Raw genomic sequence first — 14,394 nt, 5'->3', positions numbered from 1 at the left:
GAATTGTGCGTGAGTTTTACCGCGTGGGCAACGAGTTGCCCACCCTACCAGGCTAAGCCCCAAATAATAGTTTTTCAAGCTGATCCTTTGTGGGTACATACCCATCGTCAAGCATCTTTGTGATGACTTCGCGCAGAAGATTGAAGGATTCCAGCAGATGCTGTGGTTCATGTGTCGGCTTTCCGTGAGCGGCGGCCGAGCGCTTGTCGTATAGCTTGGAGATGGCCTTTTGCTTGGCAATGCGACTGGCGCCCGGCGCTTCAAGGTAGGCGGCGATCAACGCAGATACGCGGAACTTGAGTTCCGAAGTTGAAGGCGAAAACAGCGCTTCAAGTGCTGCCCAAAGTGAGACCAATGTTAGGGCAGAGTGCCGCACAAACTGGCCGCTGTCGAGTGCATCAACGGCAAGCGCAAAGTCAGCATGATGTTCGATGAGCTTATAGGCGAGTTGCCATCGTTCTTTTACCCAAGTAGCCGCTGCCTCTGTAGCCACACCGCCGACAACGCCAAGCGGGAAGTGGCGTGACTCGACTTCGTAGGGTTGGAGCAAAACGTCATTGTCTAACCTGCTTGCCAGCGAAGAGAAGGAGGCATTGGCGAAGACCGGTAGCGTGGTTGCTGGGTTGACGCCCAGTCGCAGCAGAAAAAGTATAGTTTTTGCAACGCCAATCTTGGATCCGAAGCGAGTTTCAATATCAGCAGGGATATACAATTCAGTGGTCACATCGAATCCAAAGCCACCACGTGCTGCCTTCCATGGGCCAGGATGAGGCTTGCCGATTTCAGCAGGGGAAAATGCAAGCATGAATGGCGCGAACATATGAGCAAATGTTTTCCGCAAAACAATGCCCTCGCCAAGCTCTAACTGATGCTCTGCAATCTCGAGGCCGGACAGGCCAGCATGTAGTGCTTCACCAAATATTGTGCTCATAGTTCAAGAGGCCTAACGTGAAGGTAACCGACCTTGCGCGGCTTTTCGCGCAAGGTCGGTGTTGACCGCAGGGTTAGGCGGCACTTGTATCACCTTTCGATCGAATGCCTTGCAGCTCGCGGTAGTAGCTGGCCAACTTCGCCGACTCCTCAGTCACCTCGGGCGCAAACCAGGAGATCGCGGCGCGAAACGCAGACACAAAGGCCAAGAAATCTACTGCCCCTATTGTCTTGTAGAAATTTATGGGGCTACCGTAGTCACTATCTTTGAAGGAGCCATGTGTAATGCCATGGCGATTCGTTCCATCGATGAACGGATACTTGGCAGAGTCCACATACAACACGTTGTTCGTGAAAGACGCAAACGAATCCATCATGGAAACGATCTCGCCCGTTGCCCCAATATTCTTCTCTATCGACTCGCGCTTACAGTCCGCTGCTAGTTCAGAAAACACTCCGCGAACGCCCTTGCAAGATAAGCCGCGACTAGCCAAGATTTCTCGCCCGGCACCTTCGATTACAGGAACCAGACCCGCGACTGCGACATGATGAAGGCCAAGGAAATGAGCCTCAATTGATTCAGCAATCGTTTCTTTGTACTCGGCGATTACCGGAGTAATTGGATAGCGACTACATACCATCGCGGCTAGGCCATCTGCTCCGTACAAATGCGCTAGCCACTGTTCAAGATCGCTCTGACCAAATCCATTCCCTTTGCGAAGAATTTCCGCTGCCATGGCACTAAGGAATCCCATCGCAGCGTAGGGCGGAAGGAACCATCCAACGCTTGAAAAAGCGATCTCGAAGTGCGGAAGAGTCCCATTGGTCATGGCTGTGCCGCCTAACGTAAAGTAGTCATCCTAAATGACGCAAAACTTTCTTTCATTGATGCTTTTTTGATTGAAGGTTTAAGGGTTTTATTTAACATTTTCAAGCTGTTATTAAATTTTAGACCATCCTAAAATACAACCTTAACTCCGTCAACTTTTGTCTGTGCTGAAAAGTCACCAATGCCTTTTAATCCCAAATACATCAAAAGCCCGTTCTGCCGAAAACAGTTCCAGTCCTTCTAGCGTTGCTTGAGCGGCAGGTCATTGTTCAAATAGGCCATTGTGGTAGGCTGGCAGGTTTTGTGTGAGGCGTTACAATCGACCATGTGACCCCGCGCCTTGCTAATTTCTTGCTGTATGAACGAGTAGGGAAAAATTCCCGAATGTTTTTGGTGAATACTCTTTAAAATCCCCATTGCATGATGAAATCTCTCAGCCTCCAATTCAAACTCAATCTGATAATTACCCTGTTACTGCTTGGGCTATTACTGACTTGGGCGATTTCCGTGATTAAAAATGCGCGGGAAGATGTGCTGGCAGAGGTGGATTCGACGACCAACCTGGTGATGCATTTGCTGGATGCGCAGATTGCGCATTACATGACAGATTTTGGTTGGCTCAGCCGTAGCGAAGAAGGAAAAGTCTCTGTTTTCAGGCTGGAAGAGTTGACCAATATTCGGCATCTGAAGGTGGATTTTTTTGATGTGAATGGTCGCTTAAGGGAGTCTAACCGCTCGACGCGTGTGGAGCATGCGGGGGAAGAACCACCGATCTGGTTTGTCAGGTTGCTTGATATTTCCAGCGTGCTCAATGAGCCCAAACGCAAAAATATCATCTTGAATGGGCGGTTGATTGGTGAGTTAGTCATTACGCCTGATCCGAGTTTCGAGTTGCGCGAGATCTGGGACGATACTTCAGGCTTGCTCTCTATCGTTGGCTTGTTTGGCCTCAGTGTACTGTTGTTTGTGTATTGGACGGTGCGGGCGACGTTTAAACCGGTCAAGCAGATTATCCATGGCTTAAACCAGATTGAGCATGGCGATTACCAGACTCGGCTGCCTGGTTTTGAGCAGGTTGAGTTAAGTGAAATCAGCGACAAGTTTAACAAGATGGCGAGCACGCTGGAGCAAAGCATACGCAATAACCACAGGCTCACTCAGCAGATTATCCACTTGCAGGAAGAAGAGCGCAAAAAGCTGGCGCGCGACCTGCATGATGAAATCGGCCAGTACCTGACGGCGGTTCATATCGACGCCAGTGCCATGGTGGCGGCCAAAAAGCTGACTGTGGCGCGGGAAAGTGCTAAGGCGATTGCGCAAATCACCCGGCAAATGATGTTCACCATACAGGATTTGCTGGCGCGCCTGCGCCCACGCGTGTTGGATGAATTGGGATTGAGCCTGGCCCTGGCCGAGTTGATTCACCATTGGCATGATAGAAATCGTAATATTCTGGTGGTGAATAATATTTCCAACCATCTGGCACAGCCAGAGGAATCGGTCGCAGTGACGGTTTATCGTATCTTGCAGGAGTGCCTGACCAATATCAGTAAGCACGCTGCGGCTGAGCGGGTGACCATAGAGGTGAGCGACAAGGCGGGTGGTTTGTACTTGCTGGTTGAAGATGATGGCCGTGGTTTTGATCCCACAGTGCCAAGCCGGGGTTATGGCTTGGCTGGCATGCAGGAGCGCGTGGAAGGATTGATGGGAACGATGAATATTAGTAGCGCCCCTGGTCAGGGGACACGCATAGAAGTGCACTTTCAAAATACAGGAAAATTTCAGGATACTGCGCCATGATAGTCAAGGTTGTATTAGTCGATGATCACACGGTGGTGAGGTCAGGGTTGCGCCGTTTGCTGGAGAGCCATAAGTCCATAGAGATTGTGGCAGAAGCCGATACCGGCGAGATGGCATATCAAGTGTATGGTGAAGTGCTGCCCGATGTGGTGCTGATGGATATTTCCATGCCTGGCATGGGCGGGCTGGAAGCCGCCAAACGTATTTTGCAGCGCTATCCCCAGGCAAAAATCGTCATTTTCTCTATGCATGAAGCGGTGTCGTTTGCTGCCCAGGCGCTTAAAACCGGCGTAAAAGGCTATGTCACCAAAACGGGTGTGGCTGATGATCTGGTACAGGCGGTACTTGATGTGGCCAAAGGCCGTACCTTCTTGAGCCAGGATGTGGCGCAAAAAGTGGCTTTGCAGACATTGATTGGCGAAAGTAACCCATTACAACAGCTGACCTCGCGCGAATTTGAAGTATTCAGGCTGTTGGCCGAAGGCAAGCGGGTCGAAGACGTGGCCGAGATGCTTAAAATTAGCCAGAAAACCGTCGCTAATTATTACACGCTGATCAAGCAGAAGTTATCCGTGAACAGCCCGGTGGAAATGGTGAGATTGGCGATGAAACACGGCTTGATTGATGCCGAATAACCGGCCGCGATTTATTCCTCATCTGCAATTAATCTACCTTTAATAAATCCTCCCAGCGCGTCGTATAGCCAGGACTCTTACGCTCCTGCTTCATGCGCCAGTCTTGCCTGACCTGCAATCCCTCGCTGGCTAGTTTGACCGTGGCCCTGCCCATTTTCTGGTTGATACTGTCCAGCACATGCATCAACCGTTCCGATTTTTCCCGGCCAGTGGCAGCATGGAACATATCCTGTTGCTGTGCCCCGGCAGTCACCAGTTCACCCAGTGATACTCCCGCCTTAGCATAGTCGTATCCCGGACGATAAATCTTTCTTAGTGCAACGAGTGCTGCCTGCACCAGCTGCAAGGTGTTATTGGTGGCGACATGCAGGGGTAACAGCAGGCTGTTGTCGTATTGTTGGCCGGGGTCGCGGAAAGGGCTAGTGCGGATATAGACATAAATACTGCCTGCATATAATTTTTGTTGGCGCAGTTTTTCCCCTGCACGGGTCGTATAAAGCGTGACGGCTTCTTCCAGACTTTGCAGGTCTCGCACAGGGTGACCAAAGCTGCGGGTACTCAAGATTTGCTGCTTGGGGCCTCGTATCTGTTCCAGTTTCAGGCAAGCGTTACCATTCAGTTCGCGTACCGTTTTCTCCATGATCACGTTAAACTTTTGTCGCATGGCTACAGCATTGCTTAGCTTGAGGTCATAGGCGGTGTGTATGCCTGCGTCATGCATGTGTTCGCTTAAATGCCGGCCTATGCCCCACACATGGCTGACATCAATGTCACGTAAGGCGGCATCAATGGCGGTCAAACTCATGCGATTAAAATTGCAGACACTTTCAAGTGCTGAATTTTGTTTGGCAAGATGGTTAGCCAGTTTCGCCAGCGTTTTGCTGCTGGCGATGCCCACGCATACCGGCAGGCCGGTCGATTGGAGTACTTTTTGCCTGAGTTGCTGGGCATACAGCGTCAGGTCCCGCGTCGCAAATGCGGTGAAATCAAGAAATGATTCATCAATGGAATAAATTTCTTGCGCCGGGCTGAATTGCCGCAAAACAGACATGACGCGGTTACTCATGTCGGCATATAGCGGATAGTTGGATGAGTACGCAACGACGCCTTCCTGTTCGGCAAACTTGCGGACCTTGAACCAGGGTGCACCCATGGGGATGCCCAGGGCTTTTGCTTCTGCACTGCGGGAGATGATGCAGCCATCATTGTTGCTTAACACCACCACGGGGCGATTGCGCAGTTTTGGGTTAAACACGCGCTCGCAACTGACGTAGAAGTTATTCACATCTACCAGTGCGATGGCCCTGAGGGTCTGCTCTCTCAATGGGGTCTCATTCATTTTTATGAGGCCCATTTCATGAAATTCCCTAAAGTCCGTTCATGATCCGCAATAGCATGATTCTGACTGACCAAGCCGATAATACATTCACACGAACCAGACATGGGGTCGGTTCGGGAAATAAAAAAGGAGATCATTATGTGGACTAAACCAGCTGCTACCGAAATGCGTTTCGGCTTTGAAGTAACCATGTACGTGATGAACAAATAATTCATCTGAGTACCCAGAAACCCGGTATGAATCCATGCCGGGTTTTTTATTGCCATCAGCGCCATGATTGTCTACCTGAACCGCCTGAACGAACCAGTCACCACGCCCCACACTTCAAACTGCATGGGCGGCTCGATCAGGATAGGGCTGTATTTGCCAGATGCATTGGCGGGTAACAGCTTAGGGTTGCCATTTTTTTGTTTTGCCAAGATTTTGATGGTGAATTCGCCATCTATCATGGCAAGTACAATATCACCTACAACAGCTTGCTTGCCTCTATCCACGACCGCTTTGTCTCCTGGTATCAAACCAGCTTCAATCATGGACTCCCCCTGGATCGTGACAAAAAAAGTGGTATCCACCTGATCAATCAAGTAGGCATTCGGGTCCAGACGGTCTTCGATATGGTCATCTGCTGGTGATGGAAAACCTGCCGGCACTTTGGATTGGAACATCGGCACACTGACTTCTTGCAGATCTGCTGCAGGCAGAGCGAAGTTAGACACTTGATCCAGGTTTTGCTTTAACTGACTGGCTTGTCGCTTTTTGGCGTAAGCTGCCATGAGATCGCTGACCACCGGTTTCTGGCTCACCGGAATACGCACAACAATAGTCTTTTCCAGGCTGGTGGTAGAGCCCGGCTTGCGCCCAGCACCTGGCCGTTTACCGCCTTTTATCTTTTTAGTCTCATCGCTCATTGATTAATTGTAACAAATAATCAATCGTGCATAAGTCATTATGTTGGTATTTACTTAAAATTAAACTTTTATGGGCGTCTCTAAAAATGCACATTGCTCAGCCGGACAAGGCGCAATTTGAATTTTTGGAGGTGCCCTTGTTTCCAAGGGGAGGTCGGTTGCTGCATGTGTTTTTCTAACCAGCATTCAGGCTAACCGTTATACTGTTGCGCTTTGAATCATTGACTGACGATGAACTGGATGTCACTATTTTTTGAGCAATATGCGTTGTTTTGCCTGATAGGGATGCTTGTTGGCGTGCTGTCCGGTTTGCTGGGGATCGGAGGCGGGATTGTATTGGTGCCCATGCTGCATGCCATATTGGTTGCTAAAGGATTTTCAGCTGATGTGGCTTTTCATATGGCGCTGGCCACTTCAATGGCCTGTATTGTGTTTACTTCACTGTCGAGTATTTTAGCGCATCATAAAAACCAGAATATCGTTTGGCCATATGTCTGGGCCATGGTGCCCATGGCGTTTTTGGGCTCACTGATTGCAACATTGGTGGCGATTCATCTGGATGCTTTTTATTTGACGCTGTTTTTTGCCGTGTTTACTTTTTTTGCAGCGACTCAATTATTCCGCGACCGCAAACCTATCCAGCATAAAGTACCGGGCAAGATTGAAATAAGCCTGGTATCCCTGTTGATTGGTGTGATTTCTGCGCTGGTGTCGATTGGCGGTGGCACCTTGACGGTACCTTATCTAGCCATGCGGAATGTGTCGGTCAAACAGGCAATTGGTACTTCTGCAGTCTTAGGTTTTCCCATCGCGTTGGCGAGTACGGTAAGTTATTTGCAAGATGCCATCCGTCAAGCTACGCATGCGCCCGACACCTTTGGGCTGATCTATTTGCCAGCCGTGATGCTGATTACGCCGCTGAGTGTATTGTTTGCCCCGGCCGGCGTGGCATTGACCAAGCGTTTACCGGTGAAGGTATTAAAACGCATTTTTGCTATTTTCCTGATTGCCGTCAGCCTCAACCTGTTTTGGTCACAGCTGGCCTGACCTGCAAATAACCGGCAATAAAAAACCCGCCTCTCGGCGGGTTTTCTTAATCAGCGTTGGCCGATTATTTGTTCATGACGTACATAGTCACTTCAAAGCCAAAACGCATTTCAGTAGCAGCTGGTTTAGTCCACATGGTAAGTCTCCTTTTGGTTGTTAAGTAGTACATCGTGCTGATGTACTTGTATGACTCCTACTATACGCATGTGTTTCAAAAGTGCCCTGAGGCGATCACGTAAAAACGGCTCATGATTTTACGTAGTTTGAGTTGAAGTCCTTAGCCGGCAGCGTAGAATGGTAGTCAAGAATCATCACAACAATAAGGGTGTGACATGATGCAGCGCTTGCCCCGCTGGGTGGAGTGGGGCGGTTTTTTACTGGCCATGAACGCTGGCTATATTAATGCTGTTGGCGTACTGGGCTTTCGCCATCAGGCAGTATCGCACCTGACCGGCATCTCCACTTATTTCTCCATTGAGTTGGTGAATCAGGATGCATGGCAAGTGTTGCATCTATTGTGGGTGATCCTGTTTTTTGTGCTGGGGGCCATCTTGAGCGGTGTGCTGATAGGAAATGAAGCACTCAGAATTGGCCGTCGCTACCATGTGGCGTTATGGCTAGAGGCTGGTTTATTGGCCGCCTCTGTCTGGTTGCTGAATCATGGCTGGCAAAGTGGGCAGTGGCTGGCCTCAGCCGCTTGCGGCCTGCAAAATGCCATGACCAGTACCTTTAGCGGCGCGGTGGTGCGCACCACGCATGTGTCAGGGCTATTTACCGATATTGGCATTGCGCTCGGCCTGCGTTTGCGTGGACAGGCGGTAGATAGGCGGCGCCTGCTACTGTATACCCTGCTGATAGCTGGCTTTATTTGTGGCGGGGTGCTGGGTGCGTGGGGATATCTGCATTGGCACTTTAACGCCTTGCTGTTGCCGGCAGTGCATGTGGCTGCACTCTCTGTGAGTTACTACGGCCTTAGCCGTTGTCACTGATCCTCACTGTTGATCCATTAAAAGTCAGTCTCTCCCTGGCGAGCAGACAAAAAACTGTCATCAATTTGTAATACAATCAGTCTTAGATTTTTTAACATTTCAGAAACTTTAATCTATTTCAGAAACCAGGCCATGACGATTCAAATTATCCCAACCCAACCTTTTTCTGACCAAAAACCCGGCACCTCGGGCTTGCGTAAGAAAGTGCGGGTGTTTCAAGAGCCGCATTATCTGCAAAATTTTGTGCAGAGTATTTTTGATACGCTGGAGATTCCGTCCAATGCGACCTTAACGCTTGGTGGCGATGGCCGTTTCTATAACAAGGAAGCGATCCAGGTCATTATCAAAATGGCAGCAGCCAACGGCTTTGCCAAGGTGCTGGTTGGACAAAACGGTATTCTGTCTACCCCGGCCGCGTCGAATATCATCCGCAAATACCAGACTTTTGGCGGCATTATCCTTTCTGCCAGCCACAACCCGGCAGGCCCTGATGATGACTTTGGCATTAAATACAACACCAGCAATGGTGGCCCGGCACCAGAGAAAATCACCGATGCCATTTTTGCCAACAGCAAGCAGATCACCCAATACAAGCTGGCCGATTTACCCGAGGTTGATTTGTCGAGCATAGGCATCACCACCCTGGATGGGTTTGAAGTCGAGGTGATTGATTCGGTCAGCGATTACGCTGACCTGATGGAAAGCATGTTTGATTTTGCCGCCATCAAGCGCTGGCTGGCGGCCGGACATCGATTGCAGTTTGATGCCATGCATGCTGTGACCGGCCCTTATGCCAAAGAGATTTTTGGCAACCGTTTGGGGGCACCGGCCAACAGTTTGATGAATTGCGAAGTGTCAGAGAACTTTGGCGGCGGCCATCCTGACCCCAACCTGACTTATGCTGAAGATTTGGTCAAGATTGCTTATGGCCCGCAAGCCCCGGATTTTTCAGCTGCCTCAGATGGCGATGGTGACCGAAATATGATCCTGGGCAATCATTTTTTTGTCACCCCCTCGGACAGCCTGGCGCTGATTGCGGCCAATGCCAAGTTGATTCCGGCGTATGCAAAGGGTTTGTCTGGCGTAGCCCGCTCCATGCCGACTAGCGGTGCAGTGGATCGCGTTGCCGCCAAGCTGGGCATTGATTGCTATGAAACGCCCACCGGCTGGAAGTTTTTTGGCAACTTGATGGATGCGGGGCGTGTCACCTTATGCGGTGAAGAAAGCTTTGGTACCGGTAGTGATCACGTGCGCGAAAAAGATGGTTTATGGGCAGTGTTGTGCTGGTTGAATCTGCTAGCGGCGACTAATGAAAGTGTGGAGTCTCTGGTGCGCAAGCATTGGCAAACCTATGGCCGCAATGTGTATTCCCGCCATGATTACGAAGGCGTGCCTACCGAGCAGGCCAATGCCGTGATCACCCACATCAAGGCCCAATTTCTCACTTTGCCGGGCCAGGTATTTGGCCGTTATACCGTCCAGACGGTGGATGACTTTAGCTATATCGACCCCGTTGATGGCTCGGTCAGCAACAACCAGGGTTGGCGTATTCTGTTTGCCTGCGGCTCGCGTGTGGTCATCCGTTTGTCTGGTACGGGCACTGAGGGGGCGACTATCCGTGTCTATCTCGAAGCGTTCACTGAAGACGCAGCCCAGCAGCAACTAGATGCACAGGAGGCGTTGGCCGAGTTGATTGCCGTCTCGCATCAGATTTCTCAACTGCCACAACTCACTGGCAGGCAGCAACCTACGGTGATTACTTAATCAGCGTGGCTGCCTGGGGAAACGGCTGAATGACGATGATCAAAAAAACAATTCTTTGCCCGGTGCTACTGTCCGCAGGGTTGTTGGCCTGTGGTATCAATCCGGTGACCAAGGAGCGTGAGTTCCAGTTTGTCTCGCAAGACAAGGAAGTGCAGATCGGCCAGCAAAACTACAGCCCGGCGCGTCAGTCGCAAGGCGGTGACTATACGCTGGACCCTGAACTCACCCGCTATGTGCAACAAGTCGGCCAGAAGCTGGCAGCGGTGTCTGACCGGCCCGATTTACCATATGAGTTTGTGGTGCTCAATGACTCTGTGCCCAATGCCTGGGCCATGCCTGGTGGAAAAATCGCATTTAACCGCGGCTTGTTATATGAGCTGCATAGCGAGGCCGAGTTGGCCGCGGTGCTAAGCCATGAAATTGTGCACGCTGCCGCCCGTCACGGTGCCAAAGGCATGGAGCGCGGCATATTTATGCAGGGGGCGATGCTGGCAGTTGGCCTGGCGACACGTGACTCTAACTATGCCAATCTGGTGGTCGGTGGTGCGCAGTTGGGCGGTCAGTTGATTACCAGCAAGTATGGCCGTGATGCCGAGTCTGAAGCGGATCACTATGGCATGAAATATATGAAACTGGCCGGTTATGACCTTACTGCGGCTGTGACGCTGCAAGAGACCTTTGTCAGGCTGAGTCAAGGCAAGCGACAGGACTTTCTGTCCGGCTTGTTTGCCAGTCATCCACCTTCGCAAGAGCGGGTAGATCTCAACGAAAAAACGCTGGCCGAGTTAGGTGCTGGCGGTGAGATGGGTAAAGAGATCTATGCACAAAAAGTCGCCAAACTGATGGCCACGCGCGAGGCCTATAAAGCCTATGATGAAGGCAAGGAAGCGCTACAAAAAGGCGATACTGAAAAGGCCAAGACATTGGCTAAAAAAGCCATCAGCATTGAGCCGCGTGAGGCACGCTTCCAGGAACTATTAGGTGATATTGCTTTAACCAAGAAAAACACCACTGAAGCCTTAGCGTTTTATGACAAGGCGATCCAAATGCAGCCAGATTACTTCAAGCCTTATGTGCAAAGCGGGATTGCCTTGTTTAATGACGGCAAAAAAGAACAGGCTGAACCGTTTTTAAAGAAAGCCAACGCCTTGCTGCCAACGGCGCCAGGCTATGCTTTGCTTGGCCAGATTGCCGAAGGCCGCGGTGAAACTTCACTGGCGTTGCAACATTACCAGTTGGCCGCCAGTTCCGGCTCTGAAATTGGTAAGGAAGCTGCGGCTCGCGCCATGCGTATCGACTTGCCACGTAATCCCGCACGTTATTTGCCCTCTGGCCCATTGGCAGACGACAGCGGTATGGTTTATGCCGCAGTGCAAAATAACAGCAGTGTGCCTGTAGGTCGCGTTCAAGTGCGTATGCTGCAATATGATAGCCGTGGCCGTCTGGTCAACCAGACACGTCCCATGCTGATTACTGGCGGGATTGCGCCGGGCAAGCGTGGCTCAGTCGCCACTGGCATCCGCATTCAGGATCAGGCCGCATTGCAGTTTTTCCGTGTGGTGGTAGAGGGTGCCGAACTGGCCAATTAAATTTATCAATACCAATAGACCTCTCATGGCGACTCAAGACACCTGCTGTTCCGTTTCTCCTTACTTTCAAATTAACCCCGGTAAAGCCGCCGTATTTCGCGCCATTTGCGAGAAATACGTTGAGTGGTCATCCCGCGAGCCAGGCTGTTTGTATTACGGCTTCAGCTTTGATGGCGACCTCGCACATTGCCGTGAAGGCTTTGTAGATGCAGATGCCTTAATTGCGCATATTAACAATCTGCGTCCGATTTTGCATGAAATGGGTGAGGTGTCCAGACTGGTGCGAATTGAAGTGCATGGCCAGGAAGCTGAGTTAGCAAAACTGAAAGAGCCGCTGGCAGGGTTGAATCCCCAATATTTTGTGCTGGAGTTTGGATATCGAAAAGCCATGGATGACTACTGAATGACTTTTACACAGGCGGATTGAATACCTCAACTCGTTACTTGGTCTCTCCGTCACTAATCGTCATCACTCCCCGATGTAACCGGACATCCATCCGGCCCAAAAAACTCATGCCGAGTAGCGCATCGCCTTCCAGCCCCGGTGAAATTGTCGCAGCGACATCATGGGCTACGACACCACCAAGTTGAACGGTTTTCAGCCGTACCAGATACGACACAGCAGTGCCATTGGCGGTATGCGTATTGATGGCCTCATGGCTGACCAGCCCTAAACGGTTGGCGACATGCTGAGAAATGGCGACACCAGTGGCACCGGTATCCACAAGTACACGTACGCGTTCTCCATTAATCAGGGCTTCGGCACTGTAGTGACCATCGGGGCCGCGCTTGAGGCTAACGACTTTCTGCTGCCCGATCTGCTCTAGTGTATTAGGATGTTGTACACGTTCTATGAGTAGCCAGACCAGGGCGGCAAGGCCCAGCCAGATCATTGTAAAAAGCAGGCCGCGCCCACGCGAGTATTTTTGATGAGTTGCTTTAAGCATGCTCATTCAATGGAGGCTTAAAAAGGAATTTTCAAGTCTGGTCTGGCACTGCTAAGCACTTGTTTGAATGCTTGCTGAATGCGTGTTAACGCCGTGGTGTCATCTGCTTCAAACCTTAAGGTCAGGACGGGCGTGGTGTTGGATGCGCGGATCAAGCCAAAGCCATCTGCATATTCCACACGTAAGCCATCAATGGTGATGACTTCAATGGCATCCGGGAAACGGGCAGATTGTTGCAGTGCTGCAATGAGCGCGTGAGGTTCGCCCTCCTGCATGGCAATTTGCAATTCTGGCGTGTTCAAACTATCTGGCAGGGCTTCGAGTACGGCGCTGGCATTCGGGCTGCGGCTGACAATTTCCAGCAAGCGTGCTGCGCTATAAAGCCCGTCATCAAAGCCAAACCAGCGCGGTTTACCTTCTTTAGCATCATTGAAAAACAAATGTCCGGAGAGCTCACCGCCAATGGCGGCACCGGTTTCCTTGATTTTGGCTTTCATGAGTGAGTGGCCGGTTTTCCAGATCACTGGTTTGCCGCCGTATTCGCGTATGTAGGTTGATAAGTGGCGCGTGGATTTCACATCGAAAACCACGTGGCTGCCTGGTTGCTGTGTCAGGACGTCTTCTACAAACAGCATCAGTTGGCGGTCGCTGCGAATGATCTGTCCACTTTTAGTGACCACCCCCAGGCGGTCACCATCGCCATCAAACGCCAGCCCGATTTCGGCCTCGCCTGTGCGCAGACAGTGGATGAGATCTTGCAGGTTCTTGGCTTCGACCGGGTCAGGATGGTGGTTAGGGAAACGGCCATCCACCTCACAAAACAAAAGGTCAACCTCACAACCTAATGCTTGAAATAACGCAGGTGCATAAGCCCCTGCGACACCGTTCCCGCAATCAATGGCGACCCGGATGGGCCTGGCAAGCTGGATGTCGGAAACGATGGCTTCTTGGTAGGCCGGTTGAATATCATAGTGGGATTCAGAACCCGACTGATCTGGTTGGTCCAACTGTTGTTGGATAATGCGTTGCTTGATGGCCTGAATGGCGTCGCTGCTCAAGGTTTCACCAGAAATCACCATTTTCAGGCCATTATACTGAGGCGGATTATGGCTGCCGGTAATCATGACGCCACTGCTGGTCTGGGCCAGGTAGTGCGTTGCGAAATAGAGCATGGGCGTGGTGACCATGCCTAAATGAATTACATCCATCCCGGCCTCCAGGATGCCTTCGCTAAGGGCGGCTGCCAGGGTTGGGCTGGACAAACGGCCATCATAGCCGACACAGATTTGATGCTGGCCACGCTCTTCTGCCAGCGAGCCCAGTGCCAGACCTATCTGTTTGACAATCTCCACAGTCAATGTGTCATCCACAATGCCGCGGATATCATAAGCCTTGAAAATGGACGCTGGCAGAAACTGCATTTATTCCGCTTCTTCAATCCAGGCCAGCTGTATGGCTTCGAGGATTTTTTCACCGCAACGGGAAGGCTCATCGTCAAAGTCTTCCAATTCTATGACCCACTGCATCAGGTCAGTGAAACGGATAGTTTTGGGATCTACGTCGGGAAATTTATCATAAAGTTCTTCAGCAATCCGCTGGCTATCGGTCCATTTCATT

Annotated in this window: 16 protein-coding genes; 8 read left to right on the top strand and 8 right to left on the bottom strand. The window is 50.9% G+C overall.

Going from position 1 to position 14,394, the window contains the following annotated elements; translation table 11 throughout:
• Window positions 1–52: 52 nt before the first annotated feature.
• Both ACJ67_RS10725 and ACJ67_RS10720 read right to left on the bottom strand, forming a co-directional pair.
• The gene (locus tag ACJ67_RS10725; RefSeq protein WP_049639066.1) at window positions 53–931 is read right to left on the bottom strand and encodes a HEPN domain-containing protein; all 879 of its coding nucleotides are present in this window, start codon (window positions 929–931) and stop codon (window positions 53–55) included.
• Between the two features lie 73 nt (window positions 932–1,004).
• Window positions 1,005–1,760 carry a hypothetical protein gene (locus ACJ67_RS10720; RefSeq protein WP_053092896.1) on the bottom strand — a complete coding sequence of 252 codons (756 nt, stop codon included), beginning with the start codon at window positions 1,758–1,760 and terminating at the stop codon, window positions 1,005–1,007.
• Window positions 1,761–2,179: 419 nt separating this feature from the next.
• Here ACJ67_RS10720 and ACJ67_RS10715 point away from each other — a divergent pair, with 419 nt between their 5' ends.
• Window positions 2,180–3,559, top strand: coding sequence for an ATP-binding protein (locus ACJ67_RS10715; protein ID WP_049639065.1), 1,380 nt, complete (start codon window positions 2,180–2,182; stop codon window positions 3,557–3,559).
• A complete protein-coding gene (locus ACJ67_RS10710; protein ID WP_018986338.1) occupies window positions 3,556–4,194 on the top strand; it encodes a response regulator transcription factor in 639 nt (212 codons plus the stop codon). Before ACJ67_RS10715 ends, ACJ67_RS10710 begins: the two co-directional genes overlap by 4 nt.
• Before the next feature lie 28 nt (window positions 4,195–4,222).
• On the opposite strand, the gene ACJ67_RS10705 is transcribed toward ACJ67_RS10710, so the two are convergent.
• Window positions 4,223–5,533, bottom strand: a complete 1,311-nt coding sequence (locus tag ACJ67_RS10705; RefSeq protein WP_231587154.1) for a Y-family DNA polymerase — start codon at window positions 5,531–5,533, stop codon at window positions 4,223–4,225.
• Window positions 5,534–5,671: 138 nt separating this feature from the next.
• Between ACJ67_RS10705 and pqqA (ACJ67_RS15190) the strand changes: the two genes are divergently transcribed.
• Entirely contained in the window at window positions 5,672–5,743 is a 72-nt protein-coding gene (pqqA, locus tag ACJ67_RS15190) for a pyrroloquinoline quinone precursor peptide PqqA (RefSeq protein ID WP_081624291.1), read from the top strand.
• Between the two features lie 71 nt (window positions 5,744–5,814).
• Here the strand turns inward: pqqA (ACJ67_RS15190) and ACJ67_RS10695 are convergent, their stop codons facing one another.
• Entirely contained in the window at window positions 5,815–6,441 is a 627-nt protein-coding gene (locus tag ACJ67_RS10695) for a LexA family transcriptional regulator (RefSeq protein ID WP_049639062.1), read from the bottom strand.
• 240 nt (window positions 6,442–6,681) lie between these two features.
• Here ACJ67_RS10695 and ACJ67_RS10690 point away from each other — a divergent pair, with 240 nt between their 5' ends.
• Window positions 6,682–7,488 (top strand): sulfite exporter TauE/SafE family protein, encoded by an 807-nt coding sequence (locus ACJ67_RS10690; RefSeq protein ID WP_231587153.1) that lies wholly within the window; start codon window positions 6,682–6,684, stop codon window positions 7,486–7,488.
• Between the two features lie 64 nt (window positions 7,489–7,552).
• On the opposite strand, the gene pqqA (ACJ67_RS14655) is transcribed toward ACJ67_RS10690, so the two are convergent.
• Window positions 7,553–7,624: a pyrroloquinoline quinone precursor peptide PqqA gene (gene pqqA / locus ACJ67_RS14655; RefSeq protein WP_081624291.1), complete on the bottom strand. Its 72-nt coding sequence runs from the start codon at window positions 7,622–7,624 to the stop codon at window positions 7,553–7,555.
• 196 nt (window positions 7,625–7,820) lie between these two features.
• On the opposite strand from pqqA (ACJ67_RS14655), the gene ACJ67_RS10685 reads away from it, so the two are divergent.
• The 4 genes from ACJ67_RS10685 to ACJ67_RS10670 all read left to right on the top strand — a co-directional run bounded on the left by ACJ67_RS10685 (window position 7,821) and on the right by ACJ67_RS10670 (window position 12,233).
• Window positions 7,821–8,477, top strand: coding sequence for a YoaK family protein (locus ACJ67_RS10685; RefSeq protein WP_049639060.1), 657 nt, complete (start codon window positions 7,821–7,823; stop codon window positions 8,475–8,477).
• A gap of 132 nt (window positions 8,478–8,609) precedes the next feature.
• Window positions 8,610–10,241, top strand: coding sequence for an alpha-D-glucose phosphate-specific phosphoglucomutase (locus ACJ67_RS10680; protein ID WP_049639059.1), 1,632 nt, complete (start codon window positions 8,610–8,612; stop codon window positions 10,239–10,241).
• A gap of 35 nt (window positions 10,242–10,276) precedes the next feature.
• A complete protein-coding gene (locus tag ACJ67_RS10675) occupies window positions 10,277–11,830 on the top strand; it encodes a M48 family metalloprotease (RefSeq protein WP_049639890.1) in 1,554 nt (517 codons plus the stop codon).
• A 25-nt stretch (window positions 11,831–11,855) separates the two neighbouring features.
• Complete coding sequence (locus ACJ67_RS10670; RefSeq protein ID WP_049639058.1) at window positions 11,856–12,233, top strand: putative quinol monooxygenase; 378 nt, start codon at window positions 11,856–11,858, stop codon at window positions 12,231–12,233.
• A gap of 37 nt (window positions 12,234–12,270) precedes the next feature.
• Here ACJ67_RS10670 and ACJ67_RS10665 read toward each other — a convergent pair whose 3' ends face one another.
• Genes ACJ67_RS10665 through iscX form a run of 3 tightly spaced genes read right to left on the bottom strand, consistent with a single transcriptional unit; the run spans window position 12,271 to window position 14,393 of the window.
• Window positions 12,271–12,783 (bottom strand): TIGR02281 family clan AA aspartic protease, encoded by a 513-nt coding sequence (locus ACJ67_RS10665; RefSeq protein WP_049639057.1) that lies wholly within the window; start codon window positions 12,781–12,783, stop codon window positions 12,271–12,273.
• A gap of 11 nt (window positions 12,784–12,794) precedes the next feature.
• A complete protein-coding gene (locus ACJ67_RS10660) occupies window positions 12,795–14,198 on the bottom strand; it encodes a phosphomannomutase/phosphoglucomutase (protein WP_049639056.1) in 1,404 nt (467 codons plus the stop codon).
• Window positions 14,199–14,393 (bottom strand): Fe-S cluster assembly protein IscX, encoded by a 195-nt coding sequence (gene iscX, locus ACJ67_RS10655; RefSeq protein ID WP_018986349.1) that lies wholly within the window; start codon window positions 14,391–14,393, stop codon window positions 14,199–14,201.
• Window position 14,394: the final 1 nt, after the last annotated feature.

Origin of the sequence: Methylophilus sp. TWE2 (assembly GCF_001183865.1) — a bacterium.
Taxonomy (GTDB): domain Bacteria; phylum Pseudomonadota; class Gammaproteobacteria; order Burkholderiales; family Methylophilaceae; genus Methylophilus.
The sequence above is the reverse complement of the archived record's forward strand: the minus strand, read 5'-3'. Positions and strand labels throughout refer to the sequence as shown.

Excerpts from the sequence above, each read along its gene's own strand:
- ACJ67_RS10710 (WP_018986338.1), top strand. The coding sequence starts at position 3,556 with ATGATAGTCAAGGTTGTATTAGTCGATGATCACACGGTGGTGAGGTCA.
- ACJ67_RS10720 (WP_053092896.1), bottom strand. The coding sequence starts at position 1,760 with ATGACCAATGGGACTCTTCCGCACTTCGAGATCGCTTTTTCAAGCGTT.
- ACJ67_RS10675 (WP_049639890.1), top strand. The coding sequence starts at position 10,277 with ATGATCAAAAAAACAATTCTTTGCCCGGTGCTACTGTCCGCAGGGTTG.
- ACJ67_RS10715 (WP_049639065.1), top strand. The coding sequence starts at position 2,180 with ATGATGAAATCTCTCAGCCTCCAATTCAAACTCAATCTGATAATTACC.
- ACJ67_RS10695 (WP_049639062.1), bottom strand. The coding sequence starts at position 6,441 with ATGAGCGATGAGACTAAAAAGATAAAAGGCGGTAAACGGCCAGGTGCT.
- ACJ67_RS10660 (WP_049639056.1), bottom strand. The coding sequence starts at position 14,198 with ATGCAGTTTCTGCCAGCGTCCATTTTCAAGGCTTATGATATCCGCGGC.
- ACJ67_RS10690 (WP_231587153.1), top strand. The coding sequence starts at position 6,682 with ATGTCACTATTTTTTGAGCAATATGCGTTGTTTTGCCTGATAGGGATG.
- ACJ67_RS10680 (WP_049639059.1), top strand. The coding sequence starts at position 8,610 with ATGACGATTCAAATTATCCCAACCCAACCTTTTTCTGACCAAAAACCC.
- ACJ67_RS10685 (WP_049639060.1), top strand. The coding sequence starts at position 7,821 with ATGATGCAGCGCTTGCCCCGCTGGGTGGAGTGGGGCGGTTTTTTACTG.
- ACJ67_RS10725 (WP_049639066.1), bottom strand. The coding sequence starts at position 931 with ATGAGCACAATATTTGGTGAAGCACTACATGCTGGCCTGTCCGGCCTC.
- ACJ67_RS10670 (WP_049639058.1), top strand. The coding sequence starts at position 11,856 with ATGGCGACTCAAGACACCTGCTGTTCCGTTTCTCCTTACTTTCAAATT.
- iscX (WP_018986349.1), bottom strand. The coding sequence starts at position 14,393 with ATGAAATGGACCGATAGCCAGCGGATTGCTGAAGAACTTTATGATAAA.
- ACJ67_RS10665 (WP_049639057.1), bottom strand. The coding sequence starts at position 12,783 with ATGAGCATGCTTAAAGCAACTCATCAAAAATACTCGCGTGGGCGCGGC.
- ACJ67_RS10705 (WP_231587154.1), bottom strand. The coding sequence starts at position 5,533 with ATGAATGAGACCCCATTGAGAGAGCAGACCCTCAGGGCCATCGCACTG.